Here is a 20,353-nt window from a genome sequence, read left to right as displayed (position 1 = left end):
TAAGGAGCTCAAATGAATGAGTTTGACCAGGACATTCTCCAGGAGATCAAGACTGAACTCGACGAGTTAATTCTAGAACTTGATGAGGTGACACAAACTCACAGCGAGGCCATCGGGCAGGTCTCCCCAACCCATTACGTTGGTGCCCGCAACCTCATGCATTACGCGCATCTTCGCACCAAAGACCTCCGTGGCCTGCAGCAACGCCTCTCCTCTGTGGGAGCTACCCGCTTGACTACCACCGAACCAGCAGTGCAGGCCCGCCTCAAGGCCGCCCGCAATGTTATCGGAGCTTTCGCAGGTGAAGGCCCACTTTATCCACCCTCAGATGTCGTCGATGCCTTCGAAGATGCCGATGAGATTCTCGACGAGCACGCCGAAATTCTCCTTGGCGAACCCCTACCGGATACTCCAGCCTGCATCATGGTCACCCTGCCCACCGAAGCCGCCACCGACATTGAACTTGTCCGTGGCTTCGCCAAAAGCGGCATGGATCTAGCTCGCATCAACTGTGCACACGACGATGAAACCGTCTGGAAGCAGATGATCGACAACGTCCACACCGTTGCAGAAGAAGTTGGCCGGGAAATCCGCGTCAGCATGGACCTCGCCGGACCAAAAGTACGCACCGGCGAAATCGCCCCAGGCGCAGAAGTAGGTCGCGCACGAGTAACCCGCGACGAAACCGGAAAAGTACTGACGCCCGCAAAACTGTGGATCACCGCCCACGGCTCCGAACCAGTCCCAGCCCCCGAAAGCCTGCCCGGTCGCCCCGCTCTGCCGATTGAAGTCACCCCAGAATGGTTCGACAAACTAGAAATCGGCAGCGTCATCAACGTCCCAGACACCCGCGGATCCCGCCGAGCATTCACCGTGACCAGGGTTTTTGATGGCGCGGTCCTCGCCGAAGGCCCACAAAAAGCCTACATCTCCAACGGCACCCTCCTGGAACACAACTACGACCGCTCCCGGGTCTACGGGATCCCCGCCGTAGTTCAGCGCATCAACCTCAAAATCGGCGACCGCCTCATCCTTACCGACGAAGAACTCACCTACGATCCATCCCTCGGATCCGGCCGCACACCACGCATCAGCTGCACCCTTCCACAAGCAGTCGATGCAATTAAAGTCGGGCACCGCGTGCTTTTCGACGACGGAGCCATCGCCGCAGTCTGCATCGACAAGACCTCCACCGCCGACGGCCACAACGACGTAGAATTGGAAGTCACCCACGCCCGCCCACAAGGCGTAAACCTGGCCGCATACAAGGGAATCAACCTCCCAGACTCCGAACTTCCACTCCCAAGCCTCACTGAAGAAGACCTTCAACACCTGCGCTTTGTTGTCCAATACGCCGACATCGCAGCCATCTCCTTCATCCGAAACGTCGCCGATGTGGAATACCTCCTCCAAGCACTCGCCGACATCGGAGATCCAGTAGCCGTCGAACGTCTTGGCCTCGTCCTTAAAATCGAGACCATCCCAGGCTACGAAGGCCTCGCCCAAATCCTCCTGACCGGCATGCGCCACGAAAACTTCGGCATCATGATCGCCCGCGGAGACCTCGCCGTCGAACTCGGCTTCGACCGCATGGCAGAAGTCCCCCAACTGATCATGGCCCTTGCCGAAGCCGCCCACGTCCCAACCATCTTGGCCACCCAAGTCCTGGAAAACATGGCCAAAAACGGACTCCCATCTCGCGCAGAAATCACCGACGCAGCAATGGCACTTCGCGCTGAATGCGTCATGCTGAACAAGGGACCACACATCAACGACGCCATCAAGGTCCTCACCAAAATGAGCCGCAAACTTGGTGCATCCCAACGAAAGAGCAGGCTGCTGCTGCGCAAGGTGAAGAGCTGGGAAGAGTAACTCACAAAGGCGATTGGCGTTAACTTCGAGACCTTAACAGCGATTTCACACCAGCGGTTTCTCACCGACGGTTTCGCGCGCTCAATTTCTTAAGGACGATTTCAGTCGGTTTTGAGCACTTTTCGGACTGAAATTGGAGATGAGAAATTGAGCGGGAGGTATTGGAATTAAGGTATCGGTAGTGCGAAATCGAACTTAAGAAACCGCCCTTAACAACTCCCAAATCCCTAAGCCCCTCAGAGTGCTTTTAAAGTCTTGTAAATCTGGAGGGAGCTTTTTGGTATTGACCTCACATTAAAAACCCTTAGGAGCGATTCTGTGAGGTCCCTTTTTGTGAGCCTAAAGCCATTTTTCATTCTTTGCTCCTCGACCAAACCAGGTGACCAACGAACTTCAAACTCATCTCTGCTTGGCCATATAGGACGGTTTCGGCTTGGGGTCGGAAACAGATGCCCAACATTTGGATCTTCAAGGATTGCGGGCACCCTGGTTCGGCTCGCACCAAACATGGGTGACAAGGATTTGGGTTTTCCCAGATTCTTTTCCTCCCTGTCTGGTTGAGGGCTGGTTGAGGGCGAGATAAACCAAACATAGGTACCAAAATTGCAGGGTTTTCAGTATTTTTGTCTTGTATGTTTGGTTTCGACTGGGTGGAGAGATTTTTGGAGCCCGACCCCAAAAAAACATGAGGCTCCAGAATTGCTTCTAAGCCTCTTTATTGGCCCTACCGTACCTATGCTCATCGCAGATTTTCGACGCCTTAGAAGGGCTCTGAGTACGTTGACGACAGAGGGCGATTTCTTAAGTTCGATACCACATTACTAAGACCTCAAGCTCAATTTCTTAACACCGATTTCAGTCGGATTATCACCCGAAATCGACCGGTCTCGGTAATAAGAAATCGCAGTTAAGGTCTCGAACTTAAAGCCTGTGAATCAATGGGGTCAGCGGACTATGCAAGCGATGCCAATCCGAACATTGCATAGGCCATCACAAATCCCACAATCGCAATGCAGGTTTGGTTTACGGTCCAAGTTTTTAGCGTGGTGGGTACGTCGGCGTTCATGAGTCGACCAACGAGCCAGAATCCGGAGTCGTTGACGTGGCTGGCAATAACAGAACCAGCGGCAGTGGAAATAACGATGGCAGCAAGCTGGAATTCGTTAAAGTCAGCAGCGGCAACAGCAGGTGCCATGAGTGCTGCGGCGGTGGTTAGCGCAACGGTGGCAGAACCCTGCGCGACACGAAGGACGGCTGCCACGATGAAACAACCTGCGATAACTGGAAGTCCTAGATCTGCCATGGAGTCTGCAAGCGCTCCTCCAATTCCAGACGTGCGTAGCACTCCACCGAACATGCCACCGGCGCCAGTGATTAATACGACTGAACAGATTGGGCCGAGTGCGCCTTCGATGGTTTTCTCTAGAGCAGAACCATTAATGCCACGTCGGTTGCCTAGAAAGAACAGGGCAATGATCAAGGTAATGAGCAGTGCCACTGGTGTTTCGCCGAGGAATCCTAGAATTTTCACCATGGTGGATTCTGCATCTAGGAGGCCGGCGGAAACTGCCATTGATGTTCCGGTATTGCCAAAAATAAGGAGCATAGGAATGAGCAAAATGACAATGATCGACACTGCGTTAGCTGGGTTCTGAGGCTGATCATCTTCCTGTGCTCCACCACTGAGTAGATCGGGTACGGGAAGGGGGAACTTTCGGCCTAAGAACTTACCTAGCAGGTAACCGGTTAAATACCAGGTGGGTAGTGCAATGATGATGCCAGCGATTAGTACGTATCCAACTTGTGCGCCGAAGAATTCAGAGGCTGCAATTGGGCCTGGGTGAGGTGGGACGAACACGTGCATGACAGAGAAGGCGCCAGCTGCAGGGATACCAAAAGTAAGGACGGAGCCGTTGAGGCGTCGAGCTACTGCGAAGATCACTGGGAGCATGACCACGAGGCCAGCATCGAAGAAGATAGGGAATCCCATGATCAGCGATGCGACACCGAGTGCGAAAGCTGCTCGTTTTTCACCGAAGATTCGCACCATAGTGTCGGCTAGAGATTTTGCGCCACCGGATGTTTCAACCAATCGACCAAGCATGGCACCCAGGCCTACCAATAGGGCGACCGAGGCGAGTGTTTTACCAAAACCGTCAAGGAGAGTGTCCACTACTGCGGTGACGGGAATGCCGGCAGCAAGTGCGGTAACAATTGAAACCAGTATTAGGGTGAGAAAAGCATGGAGTTTAAAAACGATGACGAGAACCAAGATGAGGGCAATGGCGCCGGCTGCAATGCCTAGCAGTGGCCCTGTTCCAAGGGTTTGTTCCCAGGTGTCCATGGGGTGATCCTTCGTGAAAATTTGGAAGTGAATGAATTAGTATGATCAAACTATACAGAAATTGAGATCTAAGCCACAAATTTCTTAACACCCAATGGTTATCACTGAATAATTTACTTCTACTGGCGCTTCTGGTCGGAATTTTCATACCCCGATCGGGCGGTAAAACCACAATCAAGCCCTCTTAAGAAACTATGCAATCGATTGCTGTATTGGGATTGTATCCGGCTTCCTTAAAAATCCCTTCATCTAACCCGCCGGACATTTTCCTCGTAGATCCTTGCTAGGTCGTGAAAAGAAAAAGTAATCTGCATCACAAAATTAGCGCAGTGTATTTATTTCCGTTCACGCTGCGGGGCTGGTGGTTTGGAGGGATACTAGAGTCGATAGCAGGTATATAAAGGCCAGGAGAGATGGGTTCATGAAAGTCATCGCGCACCGAGGTTTATCGTCTCGCTTTCCCGAATTAACAGAGTCTGCGTTTCGGGCGGCTCTAGAGCTACCGATTCATGGAATTGAAACTGATGTCCGGCTGACTAAATGCGGCGAAGTGGTTAACGTCCATGACCCCATTGTGGATCGCGTGTCGAATGGTCGCGGTCGGGTGTCGCGTTTGGACTTGGAATCCTTGCTGAGCTTGAACTTTGGAACCAAAGAATCCCCAGAAAAAGTGCTTACTTTAAACAATCTATTAGATATTTTTGAGGATTATCCAGATAAGCACCTTTATATAGAAACCAAGCACCCAATGCGCTACGCGGTCATGCTGGAAGAAGAAATCACAAAAATCTTAAAATATCGTGGGCTGACGGAAGACCCACGCATCCACATCATTTCTTTTGCACTTCCCGCGATGTATCGCATGGCTCGCCTTGCTCCACAGCTTGATCGCATTCATCTGCGCAGGTCGTGGGAGCGTTGGGGTAATCCGGGCGATCTGCGCTGCGGTGTACCCACCGGTTTGGGGTTGTCGCTGGAGCGGGCGAAGATGGATCCAAGGATGATTGGGGCGAAAGGGTTACCCACCTATCTTTTCACCGTCGATAAGCAAAAAGACATGCTGTGGGCGCGCGAACAGGGCGTCGACATGCTCGCCACCAATTATCCGGACCGTGCGGCGGAGCTTTTGAACCCACATCCCAAGCCCGCCATGTACGCTAATGCGCATGGCAAAGAAGACTAAGAAGAATGAACAGCTGCCGGAGGGCATGAGCCGTCGTCAGGCAAAACTGGCAGCCCGCGCAGCTGAACGTGCAGCACTTGAGCGTGAACCTCGCCCATTCGAGGGCCTGGCAATGGAATCACAGCTCGTTGCACTGCAGGAATTCATTCCATCTGCAACCGCACCCATCACCGTTGCAGGCACCGATCGCAAGATCACCCTCTGCACCGTGCTTCCAGGCGCAGCTGCGGCACTTGTCCGCGAAGAAGCATTCGGCGGCGAAGCGTTTGTTGCAATGCAGCAGGCCATCCGCTCCAACAACCCAAGCAAGGACCTCGCGTTCGCGCTGAACTGGGTCATCAACGCAAAAGCCGGCGAGTCACTGGCCACCGCCACAGCGGACGGCACCCAGCCAGAGCTGAAGAGCTTGCTTAACGACGCTGACACCCTCGAAATCACCACTCACCAGGACTTCAACTGGTGGCTGGCGGAAAACGACAACCTCTCCCCAGAAGTTGCGCAGCACATGCAGGCAGCCAATGACTCCATCCTGCCTTCACACGAAGTCGAAGCAGACGTCCCAGGCGCTGTTTGGTGGGTCAACCCAGGCGGCAAGGCTCACATCCGTTGGGTCCGCACCGAAAACGAAACCGCACTGTTCAACGCTTTGGCACGCATCGCAGCACGTGGCGAGCTGAATCTCGGCGAGGAAACCAAGTTCGCTGGCGCTTTCCGCACCCACGGCATCGTCGTCCCAGTGTGGGATCTCGATCCTGAGCGTCCATCCACCGATTACGCCGATGTTTTGGTTGCACTCAACGAGAAGATCGTCGCTGAACTGGATAACGATGCACAGCTCAACGCCGACGAGCGCCGTCAGCTGGAGAACATCAAGTCCCGCCAGGTGACCATCCGCTAAAATCTCTTAAAAACACTTCAAGCGCGTGCCCTTCTTTGACGAGGGACACGCGCTTTGTGGGTGGACTTGAAAAAGAGACCAAAGGGCCAGTCGAAAAGTGGGGTTCTTGGTCTGAAACAGCACTTTGTAGGCGAGGAAACTGTCATTCGAGGCCAAGGATCGGAAGAATCCGAGCGCTTTTGGTCTGAAACGCCTCTCCAATGCTAACCGCCTGGAGAAACTGACCTGGGCCCAGCAGAAACCGACTTCACAGAATCGCCTCTGAGGGATCCAAACCCGTGAGGTGATGTAAATGCTCGTCTCACGGGTTCGGCCTCTTAAATGGCGTTAGTTTGATGGAGCGCCAGAAGGCATTTCACCAGTAGGCATGTCACCGCTAGGCATCTCGCCACCATTACCACCAGGGCCGCCGCCCATCATTCCGCTGGCTGCTTCCTGAGTTACGGAGTTAGCGTAATCATTGGTTGGGTCGCGGTAGATGGTGTGAATGTGGCCCCATCCAGCGGTGATGACACCGTCGATGTCGGCACCTGCAGAACCTTGCTGGTTAGCGAACTCAATGTAGACCTTTGGGCCACTGATCTGGAAGTAGATGCCGTCGCCGGTGGAGGTGTCGTACTCGGTGGCTCCGGACCAGTTGATGTAGGTGTCATCCAGGGTTTCGCGGATGGCATCGAGTTCAGTTTCGGTGGTTTCCTCATCGGCTAGACCAACCCAGTTGGCGATCACGTCGAGAAGCAATTCCTTTTGCTCGTCGGTGAGGTCGGAGCCTTTCAAGCCGGTGCCGGTTGGGTAGTCGCAGGTGCTGCCCGGTGCGCAGACCATGGAATCCAACTCTTCACCCTGGTAGAGCTGTGCTTGCTGCTCTTCGGTGAGGCTGTCGTAGAAGGCGAAGGCGGTTTCGTACATGTTGCTTAGTGCTGCAACGGTTTCGCCGTCCTGGTTGGTCCACTCGGAAGGCTGGGTGCCAAGGTGGGTTGGGGCGAAGGTGATGGCACCGTCGGAGAAGGTGGCGTTGATGCCGATGTGGTGTCCGCCGAATTGGATGGACCAGTCGGAGTCGCTGCTTGGATCGCCGAAGAATGCGATGTAGTACTGGCCGAGGGAATCCTCGGTGGTGTTGCTTTCGTCGTTGAGGTACTGATCGCTAGCCATGATGTCTTCGATCATTTGGTAGGCGTCGTCGTTGAGCAGGTTCTTCAGCACGTTGAGGGCAGCTGCTTGCTGTTCCTCAGTGAGGTCGGTGAGGTTCACGCCGGAACGCTGCACGAAGGTGACTGGGAAGTTAGACCAGCCGGTGGACTTTTCTTCAGCGTCGTAGTCGTAGAGTACGGCGTCTTGTTCTTCGGTGGACAGGGTGGACAAGAAAGCTTGGGCAGCTTCCGCGGTGTTGGAGATGGTTTCGGCGGTGGTGCTTGAGTCGGAGGAAGAGGAGGAAGAGGAATCGGAGGAGGTGGAAGTGGTTGTTGATGCCGCAGCAGATGAAACGGTTGTTGTCGTGGTCTCGGCGGTTCCAGAAGTGGAGCATCCGGCAAGAAGGGCAGCAGAGAGCAGCAGTCCGGAGAGTGCCGCTGGGAGTCGTTTGTTGAGGCGCATGAGAACTAATATAAAAGTAAAACTTCTCAAAAAAGTGAAATCAAAAAGTGAGCAATCTGGAAGGTTTCTGAACGGTTCCTGTGTGTGTTGACCTGGTATTTTAACGCGAAAATGGGAAAGGCGTGATTCCGAAAATCGAAATCACGCCTTGGGGATGTTAAAAAATGTGCAGAATCGCTTCTAGTTTTCGTCGTAAAGCTTCATGGCAAGTGCGCCGTGCGTCATGGCGCCGCCTGCCCGAAGTGCTGCGGCGATGAGCGCAACCTCAGCGAGCTCCTCGGTGGTGACACCTTCCTTCTTCGCAGCGGCAGTGTGGATGTCGATGCAGTAGGCGCATTGGGTTGTGAATGCGACCGCAAGTGCGATCATTTCGGTGTAGTTGCGTGGGATTTTCTTGTTCGGGCCGCGGAGAGCTGCCTCATCAAAATGGGCAAAAGCTTTGAAGGCGTCAGGGGAGTTGGCGCCGATCTTCTCGAGGTATTCGATGTCGCTGTGATCGTGGTAAGACATGGGAAAGTGCCTTTCTAGAGGTAAACGAATTCGTATTCTCTGGATGGAAGAATGGTGGTGCAACTTGTGGTTGCTTAACACGAACCTAGCAGCATCGGGAATGGCAAGGGCCTGAATTTCAATGAAATCCAGGCCCAATGAAAATTTCTCGGCAAACGCCTAAACAACCTCCGGCGGAGCAGCAGCCACACTTGCGGTATCTACCCGATCTTCGGCGGTTAAGCTGTCGGTGCTTGGATCGCGGTAAGTAATTTTCGCGGTGCTGCCCTGGTGGGAGACTTCGAAATCAACGTGTGGGCCACTAAGCGCCAAGGTTAATCCGTCGGGGGTTCCGAACAGGTAGGTCTCGGAAAGCGTTGCTCGGATTTCACTAATTGCAGTCGCAGTGGTTTCAGTATCTGCCAGGCCGATCGAGTTGGAGATCAAGTCCAGAAGCATTTCCTGTTGGCTCGAATCCAAGGTGGAAACCGCGAGGCCAGTCTCCAGCATGCCTAATTGTTCTTCGGTCAGGGTTTCATAAAATGCGCCCATTTGCGGCAAGCGTGTTGCGGGCACTGTCATGTCGACGGGGGAGAAGCTGACGCTGCCGTCGGAGAATTCCACGGAGGCCGATTCGGAAGGTCTGCCAAATGAGATGCCCCATGTTCCGTCGGCGGAGGGCGTTCCTGTGATTTCTAAGTAGGAGGAGTCTGCGAACTCTTGGTAGGAGGCGTCGTTAAGCATGGCCTTTAATACGGCGTTCGCCGCGGCTTGCTCGGAAACCTTGAGCGAATTGAGGCTATAGCGCGCACCCCCAGAATCAGATCCCGGATCCCCCGAACTATTCGCCAGCAGCGTCATCGCGGCTTCCTCCGAGGCAGCGATCGTCCCCGCGGTAGATTCCACCGACCTAGATGAAGAGGTATAAGTAGGAGTTTCCGTCATGACAGAAGAAACCGTCTGCGCGTTCTGGGTAGGTTGTGAAGGCGCGCAGCTAACAAGCGCAAGGGAGCCGATGAGGAGGGCCGCTGGAATCATGTGGATCTTTTTCATGAGTCCAACGATAAAACTGGATCGTTAGCAATCCGTGGAGGGAAGTATCCAAGTCTCTAGGTAAGATAATCAATTAACCAAAAAGTTCACTGAACACTTCCTGTGAGCAATTAGCTGGGGTTTTAGCGCATGGAGCTAAATAGTGCTTCGGCTCCAGCTTCGTCCCAGATCGCAACATTTCCCACATCGTAGTCGGCGAATGAGGCAATCGGCACGGTCTCCGTCACGATTCCTCCGCGCATCGCCAGCGCCAATCGGGCCAGGTGCCACACGTGATCGCCCTCGCCGACGGTGAATGTTCCCACCGCGTTGGAGATCATCGGGAAGGTGCGGAACGGATTCAGCAACGTGCCCGGGGACGTAGCTGTACTCAGCAGAGCGGAGAAGAATTCCCGCTGACGCACCACGCGGTCCAGATCACCCAGGGATGTGGCACGAGTGCGCACGTAACCCAGCGCGGTCGCCCCATCAAATTCCTGGCAGCCGGCCTGAATATCCAGGTTCGCCAGCGGATCGTACATTGCCTCGGCGGGACACATTTCCACACCACCCACCGCATCGACCATGTTCGCCAAACCACCCATGCCGATTTCTGCATAGTGATCAATTCGCAGACCAGTCGCCTCCTCCACGGTCTGCGTGAGCAGCTGCGGGCCACCCACAGTGAACGCCGCGTTTGCCTTATCCATGCCCCAGCCAGGGACATTGACATAAGAATCACGCGGAATCGACAACAGCGTCGGCTCGCCAGTACGCGGCATATGCAACACCATGATCGTGTCCGTACGACCCACACCGATATCTCCGCCGGTACCCAGCCGCTCAATATCCTCATCACTTAAACCCTGCCGCGAGTCCGAACCCACCAGCAGCCAGTTCGTGCCTGCGGTATTCGCCACCTGCGTCGCGGGCGTCGCATCCACGCGATTCAGCTTGGCATCCGCCCACAGCGCGACCACAAAAGCGAGCACCAGCACCACAGCAACCAGGCCCGCGAGCGAGCCAAGGCAGCCACGGGGCTTAAAAGATATTGCTTTTCGACGTCTCCCTCCACCATTTGTAATCACTGGCGGCTGCGGGCGAAGGTGTCCGATCTGACCAGGCTGCTGGTACTGCTGTTGTGGGGGAACCTGCCTCGGTGGGGTTTGCCTAGGAGGCATTTGTCGTGGAGGTGTCTGCCTTGGAGGAGTCTGGCGCGGTGGCGTTTGCCTTGGCTGATAGACCCTCGTTTCATTTACCGGAGCAGTCCGAGGAGTTGGGGGAGTTTGCCGCGCTTGCGGACGAACCCGAACCGGCCGACCATACCGGTCCAATATCGGGCGTCCTTGACTATCGCGGGCAATTTCGCCCTGTCCTGGTGAATCCATGGTTAATAGAGTAGCGCCTAGGAGGGACAGATGTATTTAGCGGATTTGCCTTAAATCTCTCGTGTTTTTCTAATCCCAATAAAATAGGAACTTCAGTTTAAAGCCCTAACCAACTTAAATTTCCCCCAATTGCGGAGTAGCCCACAAAAGCCACCGCATCAATCAAGAAGTGAGCGATTACCAGTGGCCAGATTTTGCCCGTGCGGTGAAAGAAATATGTGAACGCTACTCCCATGATGATGTTGCCAAAACCCGCAGAGATTCCCTGGTAGAGGTGGTAGGAACCGCGCAAAACTGAAGATGCCACAATGACTGCTGGCACGCTCCACTTCAGTTGGCGCAGTCTGGTGAAGAACCACATGACCACCACGATCTCTTCACCAAATGCGTTGGCGGCTGACCATATAAGCAGCACTGGGATTTCCCACCAGGTTTCCAAAGTGGTGGGCACGACCTGTTTGGAAAGACCCAGATGAACAGCACTCGCATAGAAGATCAGCCCGGGAATGCCGATGAGCGCTGCAAGGCCTGCACCCCATGTCCAATCTTTGGGTTTGATCCAGCGGAATCGTTCGCCAAGCAGATAGATCGCTAGCGCTCCCCAGGAAAACAGCACACCGGCGGAACACAATTGCAAGGCGAGATCCAGCCATGCGGAGTTTGCCATTGAGGCATTCAGTGCAACTTGCTGGTCGTTGAGCGCAACCGGTGCGAGGAGATCGTCGATGAGGCGCAGGATTGATCGCAGACCGCTCATGCCAAAGGTGATGGCTAAAACGATAAGTATTTCCGCCTTTATTCGACGCGGTGACATTACTGAACTACTCATGCCACAGCTCCTTCAAGAAATGCTGCTAATCCTAAGAGGTCTTCATCTCGTACGCGTATCCCACCAAGATGAATGCCGACACCTTCAACAGGCACGCTGATGGCTGCACCACCGGTCATGTTGAACAGCGTTGCCCACGGCGTCCATTTGGTTTGTGCAAGGAAGTCTTCTTCAGGTGGCATGGATGAAAAGTACCCAATCTTGGGAGGTGCATAAGCCAAGGTAGGGGTTAATAAAACATCGATGTCCCATGCTCCGTGTACAGTCTCAGCCACGGAATCAAAAGCCTTGACACTTGATTGTCTATCAGAAGGAGAAAGACTACGGCCTTGTTCACTCAACCATCTTGTAATGGGGCTACCCAGGTTGGTTAGTCCAGCGGATTTCATCATGAAAACTTCTGTATAAGCGTCAAAAGCCCAAGCGCCATAAGGGAGGGGTACGGACACTATTTCGTGGCCAGCTTTCTCCAGGAGGTGGGCGGTGGATTCGAGGATGCTCAGGAAGGGGGCGTCGACAAGCGAATTGGCATGGATAGGCTCAGCGAGCACGCCGATGCGCAGGCGTCTGGTGCGTGGTTGAAGTGCGTGCAAACGCACTTGGGTGGCCACGTCGCGGGTGATAAACCCCTGCGTGGAGGGGTTTCCACCTCGGGAATCGTGGGCGGGTTTAAACCCGACCAGGCCACACGCGGCGGCTGGAACCCGGATCGAGCCGCCACCGTCTGAGGCGTGGGCGGCGTCGACAAGCGACCTGGCAACAGCAACGGCCGCACCACCGGACGAACCTCCAGGCGTGTGACCAGGTAAAACCGGGTTGCTGGGTGCGTCCATGCCGATGGGCTCGCAATACGCCGTCATGCCGAGCTCGCTGGTTTGGGTTTTGCCAGCGATGATCGCGCCGCGGTCGATGAGATTTTGGATGAACGGATCGGTGTCTGTTGCTACCTTGCGCCGAGATGCATTTCCGAACGCGGTGGGCATGCCTGCGACATCGTTGAGGTCCTTGGCTGGAATCACCATGCCATGCAACGGTCCGACGCCATGTCCGGCGGTGATTTCAGGGTCGAACCATGCAAAACCATGCTCGGCGGGGGAGAGTTGGGCCAAGCGGTTCGCTAATTGAGCAACAGACATGGACACCCACCTTAGTTCGGCGGGTTAAGCTGTGTAACCATGAGCGACGCACCAACTGTTGTGGCCTATTTGGGGCCTGCCGGAACCTTCACCGAAGAAGCCCTCTACAAATTTGCCGACGCCGGCGTATTCGGCGACGGTGAGATCGAGCAGCTGCCAGCCAAATCGCCACAAGAAGCTGTCGACGCCGTCCGCCACGGCACCGCCCAGTTCGCGGTGGTCGCCATCGAAAACTTCGTCGACGGCCCCGTCACCCCCACCTTCGACGCCCTCGACCAGGGCTCCAACGTGCAAATCATCGCCGAAGAAGAACTCGACATCGCCTTTTCCATCATGGTCCGGCCAGGGACTTCGCTTGCCGACGTCAAAACCCTCGCCACCCACCCGGTTGGGTACCAACAAGTGAAAAACTGGATGGCAACCACCATTCCGGACGCCATGTATCTTTCAGCAAGCTCCAACGGCGCCGGCGCACAAATGGTTGCCGAAGGAACCGCCGACGCAGCCGCAGCGCCCTCCCGCGCAGCCGAACTCTTCGGACTGGAACGCCTTGTTGATGATGTCGCCGACGTCCGTGGCGCCCGCACCCGCTTCGTTGCTGTCCAAGCCCAAGCAGCTGTTTCCGAACCGACCGGCCACGACCGCACCTCCGTCATTTTCTCCCTACCGAATGTGCCAGGCAGCCTCGTGCGCGCCCTCAACGAATTCGCCATCCGTGGCGTCGACCTCACCCGCATCGAATCCCGCCCCACCCGCAAAGTCTTCGGAACCTACCGCTTCCACTTAGACATTTCCGGACATATCCGCGATATCCCCGTCGCCGAAGCCCTCCGCGCACTCCACCTCCAAGCCGAAGAACTCGTCTTCGTCGGCTCCTGGCCCTCCAACCGTGCGGAAGACAGCACGCCCCAAACCGACCAACTAGCTAAGCTACACAAGGCGGACGAATGGGTTCGCGCAGCAAGCGAAGGAAGGAAACTTAACTAGCCATGGCCGGCCGAATTATTTTGCTACGACACGGGCAGACCCACAACAACGTCAAACACCTCCTGGACACCCGCCCACCAGGAGCTGAACTCACCGACCTGGGCCGTAAACAAGCCCTTGAAGTTGGCCACGAACTAGCCACCTACTCCGGTGAGCGACTAGCCCACGTCTACAGCTCCATCGTGTTGCGCGCCCAACAAACCGCGGTGCTTGCCACCTCTACCTTTGAAAAGGCTCGCGACATGCAGGCCGGTGCGGTTCCTTTGGATGTTGTAGAGGGCATTCAGGAAATCAACGTCGGCGACTTTGAAATGCGCAGCGACGAAGAAGCACACATGAACTACTCCCGCGCACTCAACGGCTGGCTCCACGGCGATCCCGCTGCTGGTCTTCCCGGCGGCGAGACCTACAAAGACGTGCTGAACCGCTACCAGCCAACACTTGATCGAATCATGGACAGCCACGACCTTGACGACGACCGCGATGTTGCCGTTGTCAGCCACGGCGCCGTCATCCGCATCGTGGCAACACACTCAACTGGTGTGGATCCCAACTTTGCGTTCAACACCTACCTGGGCAACTGTCGCTTTGTGGTGCTGGAGCCAAATGGTAAGAAATTCGGCCAATGGGATGTTGTGCGCTGGACTGACAGCCCACTGCCATGGCAGGAGTAATTGCGACCAAAGGCTCGGATTTTTGGTGGGTCTTTGGTCCAAAACGACGTTTTTACTCTCAGTGTCAGGTCAGTGGTGAACCACCATCCTTAGCAAGGAGTTCATCATGTCCATCCCCTTCTCAGTCCTTCAGGACTACCTGGATCTGATCAGTCCCGAAGCCTTACCCCAGATCCCACAGCCCCCGGCCCCTGCCCCCACAGCACCCCAGCTACCACCGGCGCCGGACCCACACAGCATCGAGTGGCCGATCTTCCCACCAGATCGAATCTCCGCCAACGGGCGACGCTACTACGAGCCACAAACACGACTCGAGTTCATGCGGATCTACACCACCCTGCCGCACGGCTACCGCCAGCCCTTCCTCACAGCCAACAACATCGGCCACTGCACCGTTCGAACCTGGCTAGCAGCAATAAGCACCTTCAGCCGGCTTCCCCATGCTTTTGATGATGCCCACCGCTTCGGGATCGAACGCACCACCCCAGTCGACGATGTCACCACACTAACGGCTGATGACAAACGTGACCTGGTCATAGGATACTTAGCTCAACCACACGGTCAGGGCCAGCAATTCCTCACGTTTTACCAACTCCGTAAGCACACCATCATGGCCTGGTGCGCCGCTATGACCGACGGGGACTTAGACGCTGATATCTCACCCCGCAAGATCGGGTTGATGACCACCCGAACCGTGGTCGAAATCGTTCGACTACGCCACATGATTGCCCAACAACTAGAAAGAGCCACGATCATGGAAAACGAGTACCTCAAAGAAATCGCAGCGCTGAAGAAAGAACTCGCGCACTACAAGCAAAAAGACCATCAGAATCAAATGGTGATCGATATCTTGGGAAAAGCTATTGGGACCAGGCCCAATCCTGGCGAGGGCTTAGACGAGGAGGACGCCACCTAAACGTGGATGAGCAACGCGCCTTTGATCAAGGACTCAAGGAAGAAAACACCTTGATCACAGATCTCACCACCTGTGCCAGGCTGAGCCATAACAAGGCATTACGGCTGATCAAGCTGTCGAAATCAACGGCGTATTACCGCAACAAGCGCGTCCCTGTCCTGCACCGAAACCTGTCCTGCAGGCCGTGCCAGCACCAACAGCACCTGGTGTGGAACTAGCAGCACCTGGTGTGGAACCCACACCAGAGCCTTGGCAGGGGAAGGAGCCAGCAGTGTCGTCGGTGCGTCAAGCGTTGGCAGAACACGAACGCCAGTTCATTGTTGATGCGATCACCGCGTACCCACAACTGAGCGTTAGTGGGGTGTTTAACATGTTGTTTAACAAAGGCATCTACCGCGCATCACTACGTACATGGTGGCGTGTTGCCAAGCAGCACAAGTTGTTACACAAAGACCGAGTCAGTGCCCTGTCCCCGGTGAAACGATCACCAACGCCACGGGTTAAGTCGAGGTTGGAAGCAACACAGCCTGGTCAGGTGGTGTGTTGGGATGTGACGTTCTTGCCGTCGCTGGTACGTGGTAAGACCTATGCGTTGCATCTGGCGATTGATTTGTTTTCCCGCAAGATTGTTGGGGCGAAGGTCGCGCCGACGGAAAATACCTCCACCGCGGTGGAGTTGTTAACGCAGGTGTTAGCGGATAATCCGGGTGTGGTGACGGTGCATTCGGATAATGGGTCGGCGATGACATCGACGAGGGTGCGCGGTTGTTAGCGGATCATGGTGTGGCGTTGTCGTTGATTCGGCCGCGGGTGAGTGATGATAATGCGTTTGTGGAGTCGGTGTTTCATACGTTGAAGTATCGGCCGTTTTATCCGAAGGTGTTTGCATCGATGGATCAGGCCCGGGTGTGGGTGGAGGAGTTTGTGGTGTATTACAACACGGTTCATCCGCATTCTGGTGTGGCTGGGCATACTCCACAGTCGGTGTTTGATGGTAGTTGGAGGGCGGTGCATCGGTTGCGTGTGCAGGCGTTGGATGCCCATTACCGGCAGTTCCCGCAGCGGTATGTGGGACAGCCGGTGGTTCAGGAAGTTGCTGGTGTGGTGCGTCTTAATGGTGCGCGTGATGATGGGTCTGTACAGGAGAGGGTTGGTGGTGTAGCGTCGCTGTTAAGTGCTTGAGTTAGCACGTGTTCTTATCGCCCCCCTGGTTCACAAACCCCTGGCAGCGAGCGTTTAGGCTTGGGAAACTGCTGTTTCAGACCAAGGACGCCCACTTTTTAGGGGTTCTTGGTCTGTGCACCTAATGAGGCGTTTTAGGCGTATCCGAGCCTGTGCAGGTCCTCTTCGCCGAGGCCAAAATAATGCCCAATCTCATGCAGTACCGTCACCCGGACCTGCTCCACTAGTTGTTCCTCTGAATTGCAGTAATTTTGCAACGCACCTTTATAAATGGTGATGGAATCCGGCAGGCCACCGTGGTTGAAAGTACGCTCAGTCAGCGCAACGCCGTGGTATAAACCCAAGATATAAGGCGAATCTGGGTTGAAATCCTCAATGAGCAACACCACGTTGCGCATGTGATCCAGGAATTGCTGGGGAACTTGGTCGAAGGCTAGTTCGACCAGTTCCTCGAAGCGTTCGTCGCTGACTTCAATCATGGAGCATTCTCCTCTACAGGTACTCCGACCTCCGCGGATGCTGTCGTTCCTGCAGTGTCACGGAGCGGATCGCGCTCTGGCTGAGGTGGGGGAACTTCACCGTTGATGGTGAATGTGCCAGTCGCTGAACCGTTGAGGGTGTTAAATGTTGCAGCACCCTCGGTGGATGGTGACATGAGGAAGCAGTTCACGCTGTGTGAACCGCCCAACCAGGAATTGGAGGTAATCGTTGGCCAGAAGGTCTGCAGGGTGGATTGGTAGACGTTTTCTTCGGAGCCTAGGTAATCAATGGATGCTTGGGTGCAGGTGTTTCCGAGGAAATTGTTCTGCTCATCCGTGCTGGGCACGCCCTGTGGGAAGGGGACACCAAGGTTGACTGTCAAAATTGATTCGAGGTGGTGATCTTCCGTGCAATCAACTTGGCGGAACTCTGCGGAGGATTCCACCTTCACGCAGGCGCCGGTTTCAAAAACGCGTGCCTGGTCATTGGCTGCTACCGGTCCGACGGTGAGTTGTGGAGTGCCTGAAGCGTCGGTTGCCTGAAGTCCACAGAGCATGGTGCGATCTCCCGCAGCCCACGCTTCCGCAGGTGGCAGGATCGGGGCGATGGTGTAGCGCCCCGATGGATCGAAACGGTTATTCAAATACGCCAAGGTAGGAGATTGGCAGAGCTCTTCACGCAGCTGCGCCTGACGGGTGAGGTTTGGTGGAGCTGCGTCCGGACCGAATTCCGAACTTGGGTAAGTTGCCAAGTTTTCCCGAGCAGAAATTTCAAAGCGGTGCTCTTGATCGCAGCTGGTTTGTTCAAAACCAGACACTAGACCTTCATTGTTAACATCCCAGGTTGCACATTGGCCCACGTCAGCAGTGGTAAATGGGGCAATAGTTGCGGTGGTGGACACTGTACTTTGCTCAGGTCCTGTGGGGGATTCGCCGCCGTTTGCTGAATTGTCCGTGTTGTAGGAGTACACGCCAACAGCAGCCGTTGCTGCCAAAGCTGCAACAAGCATGGTCTGCACAGAGGCCGCAGTGCGGAAAGAAGAGTTCTTCTTGGTTTCACCCTCTGGAGACGTCGAAGTGTCAAAGTTTGTACTCATAATTGACACCATCATGCCACCAAAATGGGTTCACGTCAGAGATCTTCGGAGCGTGTAACCAATGTTTTTAAAGAATATCGGTCGGTTCGGTACAAGGAAACGCACCATTCCACGGGCTTATCGCCAGAAAGTGACTGTCGAAGGATACGAAGGAGTGGGGCGCCGGGGGTGACGTCGAGAAGCCGTGCGGTGTCTTCGTCGGCTGCTACGGCGGTGACCGTTTGCTCGGCCTGGGTGACGGGGACGCCATAGACGCGGTCCAGGATGGAGTACACGGAGTTGTACACATCATTTTCCAGCAGGTCAGGTGCGAATTCGGAGTTGTACCAGCCGTTGTCAATGGCATAGGGTCGACCATTTCCAAGGCGCAGGCGGCGCAGCGTGATGTGCTGGGCCGCGCGATCGGTACCAAAGAAATCAGCAATATCATCTGGGGCGGGACCGCGGGAAGAACTCAAAATCCTGCTGGTAGCCGATAGCTTCTGGGCGGCCATCTCTGCGGAAAACGAGGCCAAATGCAGGCGGGAAATCAACGGCGAGTGGGCCACGAAGGTACCTTTGCCGCGAGCTCGCTTCAACCTGCCGGACGCGACCAGATCACCAATCGCCCGACGAACCGTAATTCGGCTGACGCCATACTTTTCTTCCAGGATGCGCTCACCAGGCAGCATGTCCCCAGGCTGAAGCTGGGTGGTGCAGATTTCCTCCAAAATTTCACGAAGCTGCTGATGCTTTGGTTTAAGGCCGTCCACGAGAACGCGGTCGGGGAGGTTGTCGGGTTCCACCCCTTTGGATGCGGTAGGGAATCCGTCCTGGTTGAGCGGTTGGTCAGGCATGGTGTTCATTTTAGCCGATCTGGTCATAACCAGGGGTGTGGTTTTGGTGACTGAAGCGGGACAGGAGTGCCTAGTAAAAAGCAAGGCTGGAAAACAGATAAGCCCTAAGTGCCCACATGTCTACCGATCACGGTAGATTGTTCTTTATGATCGATCTGAAATTCCTCCGTGATAACCCGGACGTTGTTCGTGTCTCCCAGATCACTCGCGGCGAAGACCCCGCGCTTGTGGACGAACTGATTAGTGCTGATGAATCTCGTCGCGAAGCAATCAAGGCTGCCGACGATTTGCGCGCTGAGCAGAAGGCTTTTGGAAAGAAGATCGGACAGGCCTCTCCGGAGGACCGCCCTGCACTTCTGGAGGGTTCCAACGAGCTTAAGGCCAAGGTGAAGGATGCCGAGGCTGCGCAGGAAGCTGCAGAGGCAAAGGTCAACGAGCTGCAGATGAAGCTCTCCAACGTGGTTTCCGGCGCGCCTGCTGGTGGCGAAGATGATTTCGTCGTCCTGGAGACCATCGGCGAGCCTCGCACTTTTGATTTCGAGCCAAAGGATCACCTGGAGCTCGGTGAATCCCTCGGACTTATCGATATGAAGCGTGGCACCAAGGTTTCCGGTGCACGTTTCTACTACCTCACCGGTGACGGCGCAATGCTGCAGTTGGGCATGCTCATGTTGGCTGCTCAGAAGGCGCGCGAAGCCGGATTTAGCATGATGATTCCTCCAGTTTTGGTGCGTCCTGAAATCATGGCGGGCACCGGTTTCTTGGGGGATCACTCCGAGGAGATCTACTACCTCGAACGCGATGACATGTACTTGGTGGGTACCTCTGAGGTGGCTCTTGCGGGTTACCACAAGGACGAAATCATTGATCTCAACGAAGGCCCAGTGAAGTATGCCGGTTGGAGCTCCTGCTTCCGCCGTGAGGCTGGTTCCTACGGCAAGGACACCCGAGGCATTTTGCGTGTGCACCAGTTCGACAAGGTTGAGATGTTTGTCTACTGCAAGCCTGAAGATGCTGAAGATGTACACCAGCAGCTGCTCGGCATGGAAAAGGAAATGCTCGCAGCCATCGAGGTTCCTTACCGCGTCATCGACGTTGCCGGTGGAGACTTGGGTGCATCTGCTGCCCGCAAGTTCGACACCGAGGCATGGGTGCCAACCCAGGACACCTACCGTGAGCTCACCTCGACATCTAACTGCACCACTTTCCAGGCTCGTCGTCTGCAGACTCGTTACCGCGATGAAAACGGCAAGCCACAGATCGCCGCAACCTTGAACGGTACGTTGGCTACCACTCGTTGGCTTGTCGCGATCCTGGAGAACAACCAGCAGGCAGACGGATCTGTTGTTGTTCCTGAGGCGCTTCGTCCATTCGTGGGCAAAGACGTGCTCAAGCCAGTGAAACAAGCCGGTTAA

Annotated in this window: 20 protein-coding genes; 10 read left to right on the top strand and 10 right to left on the bottom strand. The window is 55.2% G+C overall.

The genetic code is table 11. From position 1 onward, the window contains the following. Nucleotides 1-12: 12 nt before the first annotated feature. Entirely contained in the window at nucleotides 13-1,872 is a 1,860-nt protein-coding gene (locus KW808_RS14940; protein ID WP_003862586.1) for a pyruvate kinase, read from the top strand. Between the two features lie 952 nt (nucleotides 1,873-2,824). On the opposite strand, the gene KW808_RS14935 is transcribed toward KW808_RS14940, so the two are convergent. Then, the gene (locus KW808_RS14935; RefSeq protein WP_003862588.1) at nucleotides 2,825-4,216 is read right to left on the bottom strand and encodes a GntP family permease; all 1,392 of its coding nucleotides are present in this window, start codon (nucleotides 4,214-4,216) and stop codon (nucleotides 2,825-2,827) included. Between the two features lie 421 nt (nucleotides 4,217-4,637). Between KW808_RS14935 and KW808_RS14930 the strand changes: the two genes are divergently transcribed. Then, nucleotides 4,638-5,399 (top strand): glycerophosphodiester phosphodiesterase, encoded by a 762-nt coding sequence (locus KW808_RS14930; RefSeq protein ID WP_003862591.1) that lies wholly within the window; start codon nucleotides 4,638-4,640, stop codon nucleotides 5,397-5,399. Continuing rightward, entirely contained in the window at nucleotides 5,383-6,297 is a 915-nt protein-coding gene (locus KW808_RS14925) for a DUF5926 family protein (protein ID WP_003862592.1), read from the top strand. Before KW808_RS14930 ends, KW808_RS14925 begins: the two co-directional genes overlap by 17 nt. Nucleotides 6,298-6,624: 327 nt before the next feature. Here KW808_RS14925 and KW808_RS14920 read toward each other — a convergent pair whose 3' ends face one another. From KW808_RS14920 to KW808_RS14895, 6 genes are all read right to left on the bottom strand, one after another. After that, a complete protein-coding gene (locus tag KW808_RS14920) occupies nucleotides 6,625-7,893 on the bottom strand; it encodes a DUF3500 domain-containing protein (protein ID WP_003862594.1) in 1,269 nt (422 codons plus the stop codon). Between the two features lie 180 nt (nucleotides 7,894-8,073). Continuing rightward, nucleotides 8,074-8,403: a carboxymuconolactone decarboxylase family protein gene (locus KW808_RS14915; protein ID WP_003862596.1), complete on the bottom strand. Its 330-nt coding sequence runs from the start codon at nucleotides 8,401-8,403 to the stop codon at nucleotides 8,074-8,076. Between the two features lie 159 nt (nucleotides 8,404-8,562). Beyond that, nucleotides 8,563-9,435 carry a DUF3500 domain-containing protein gene (locus KW808_RS14910; protein WP_231640530.1) on the bottom strand — a complete coding sequence of 291 codons (873 nt, stop codon included), beginning with the start codon at nucleotides 9,433-9,435 and terminating at the stop codon, nucleotides 8,563-8,565. Nucleotides 9,436-9,557: 122 nt separating this feature from the next. After that, on the bottom strand, nucleotides 9,558-10,802 hold the full coding sequence (locus KW808_RS14905; protein ID WP_170844380.1) for an LCP family protein: 1,245 nt from the start codon (nucleotides 10,800-10,802) through the stop codon (nucleotides 9,558-9,560). Between the two features lie 97 nt (nucleotides 10,803-10,899). Then, nucleotides 10,900-11,631: a CPBP family intramembrane glutamic endopeptidase gene (locus KW808_RS14900; protein ID WP_003862605.1), complete on the bottom strand. Its 732-nt coding sequence runs from the start codon at nucleotides 11,629-11,631 to the stop codon at nucleotides 10,900-10,902. After that, nucleotides 11,628-12,767: an amidase gene (locus KW808_RS14895; protein WP_003862607.1), complete on the bottom strand. Its 1,140-nt coding sequence runs from the start codon at nucleotides 12,765-12,767 to the stop codon at nucleotides 11,628-11,630. Before KW808_RS14895 ends, KW808_RS14900 begins: the two co-directional genes overlap by 4 nt. Before the next feature lie 39 nt (nucleotides 12,768-12,806). Here KW808_RS14895 and pheA point away from each other — a divergent pair, with 39 nt between their 5' ends. From pheA to KW808_RS14865, 6 genes are all read left to right on the top strand, one after another. After that, nucleotides 12,807-13,754 (top strand): prephenate dehydratase, encoded by a 948-nt coding sequence (pheA, locus tag KW808_RS14890; protein ID WP_003862609.1) that lies wholly within the window; start codon nucleotides 12,807-12,809, stop codon nucleotides 13,752-13,754. 2 nt (nucleotides 13,755-13,756) lie between these two features. Next, nucleotides 13,757-14,428, top strand: coding sequence for a histidine phosphatase family protein (locus KW808_RS14885; RefSeq protein ID WP_003862611.1), 672 nt, complete (start codon nucleotides 13,757-13,759; stop codon nucleotides 14,426-14,428). Nucleotides 14,429-14,534: 106 nt separating this feature from the next. Then, complete coding sequence (locus KW808_RS14880) at nucleotides 14,535-15,344, top strand: hypothetical protein (RefSeq protein WP_034983451.1); 810 nt, start codon at nucleotides 14,535-14,537, stop codon at nucleotides 15,342-15,344. A 2-nt stretch (nucleotides 15,345-15,346) separates the two neighbouring features. Continuing rightward, nucleotides 15,347-15,562, top strand: coding sequence for a hypothetical protein (locus tag KW808_RS14875; protein WP_499651905.1), 216 nt, complete (start codon nucleotides 15,347-15,349; stop codon nucleotides 15,560-15,562). Then, entirely contained in the window at nucleotides 15,529-16,116 is a 588-nt protein-coding gene (locus KW808_RS14870; protein WP_499652289.1) for a DDE-type integrase/transposase/recombinase, read from the top strand. The genes KW808_RS14875 and KW808_RS14870 overlap by 34 nt, the downstream gene beginning before the upstream one ends. Beyond that, on the top strand, nucleotides 16,110-16,526 hold the full coding sequence (locus KW808_RS14865; RefSeq protein ID WP_499651894.1) for an integrase core domain-containing protein: 417 nt from the start codon (nucleotides 16,110-16,112) through the stop codon (nucleotides 16,524-16,526). The genes KW808_RS14870 and KW808_RS14865 overlap by 7 nt, the downstream gene beginning before the upstream one ends. A 134-nt stretch (nucleotides 16,527-16,660) precedes the next feature. Here KW808_RS14865 and KW808_RS14860 read toward each other — a convergent pair whose 3' ends face one another. The 3 genes from KW808_RS14860 to KW808_RS14850 are packed head-to-tail and all read right to left on the bottom strand — an operon-like array spanning nucleotide 16,661 to nucleotide 18,938. Next, nucleotides 16,661-17,005: a metallopeptidase family protein gene (locus KW808_RS14860; RefSeq protein ID WP_003862613.1), complete on the bottom strand. Its 345-nt coding sequence runs from the start codon at nucleotides 17,003-17,005 to the stop codon at nucleotides 16,661-16,663. Continuing rightward, nucleotides 17,002-18,102, bottom strand: a complete 1,101-nt coding sequence (locus tag KW808_RS14855; RefSeq protein ID WP_003862616.1) for a septum formation family protein — start codon at nucleotides 18,100-18,102, stop codon at nucleotides 17,002-17,004. The genes KW808_RS14860 and KW808_RS14855 overlap by 4 nt, the downstream gene beginning before the upstream one ends. Before the next feature lie 35 nt (nucleotides 18,103-18,137). Continuing rightward, a complete protein-coding gene (locus tag KW808_RS14850; RefSeq protein ID WP_003862621.1) occupies nucleotides 18,138-18,938 on the bottom strand; it encodes a GntR family transcriptional regulator in 801 nt (266 codons plus the stop codon). A 146-nt stretch (nucleotides 18,939-19,084) separates the two neighbouring features. On the opposite strand from KW808_RS14850, the gene serS reads away from it, so the two are divergent. After that, nucleotides 19,085-20,353 carry a serine--tRNA ligase gene (gene serS, locus KW808_RS14845; protein WP_003862624.1) on the top strand — a complete coding sequence of 423 codons (1,269 nt, stop codon included), beginning with the start codon at nucleotides 19,085-19,087 and terminating at the stop codon, nucleotides 20,351-20,353.

The organism is [Brevibacterium] flavum (genome assembly GCF_019317305.1).
Taxonomy (GTDB): domain Bacteria; phylum Actinomycetota; class Actinomycetes; order Mycobacteriales; family Mycobacteriaceae; genus Corynebacterium; species Corynebacterium glutamicum.
This window is presented reverse-complemented; position numbering and strand designations above follow the sequence as displayed.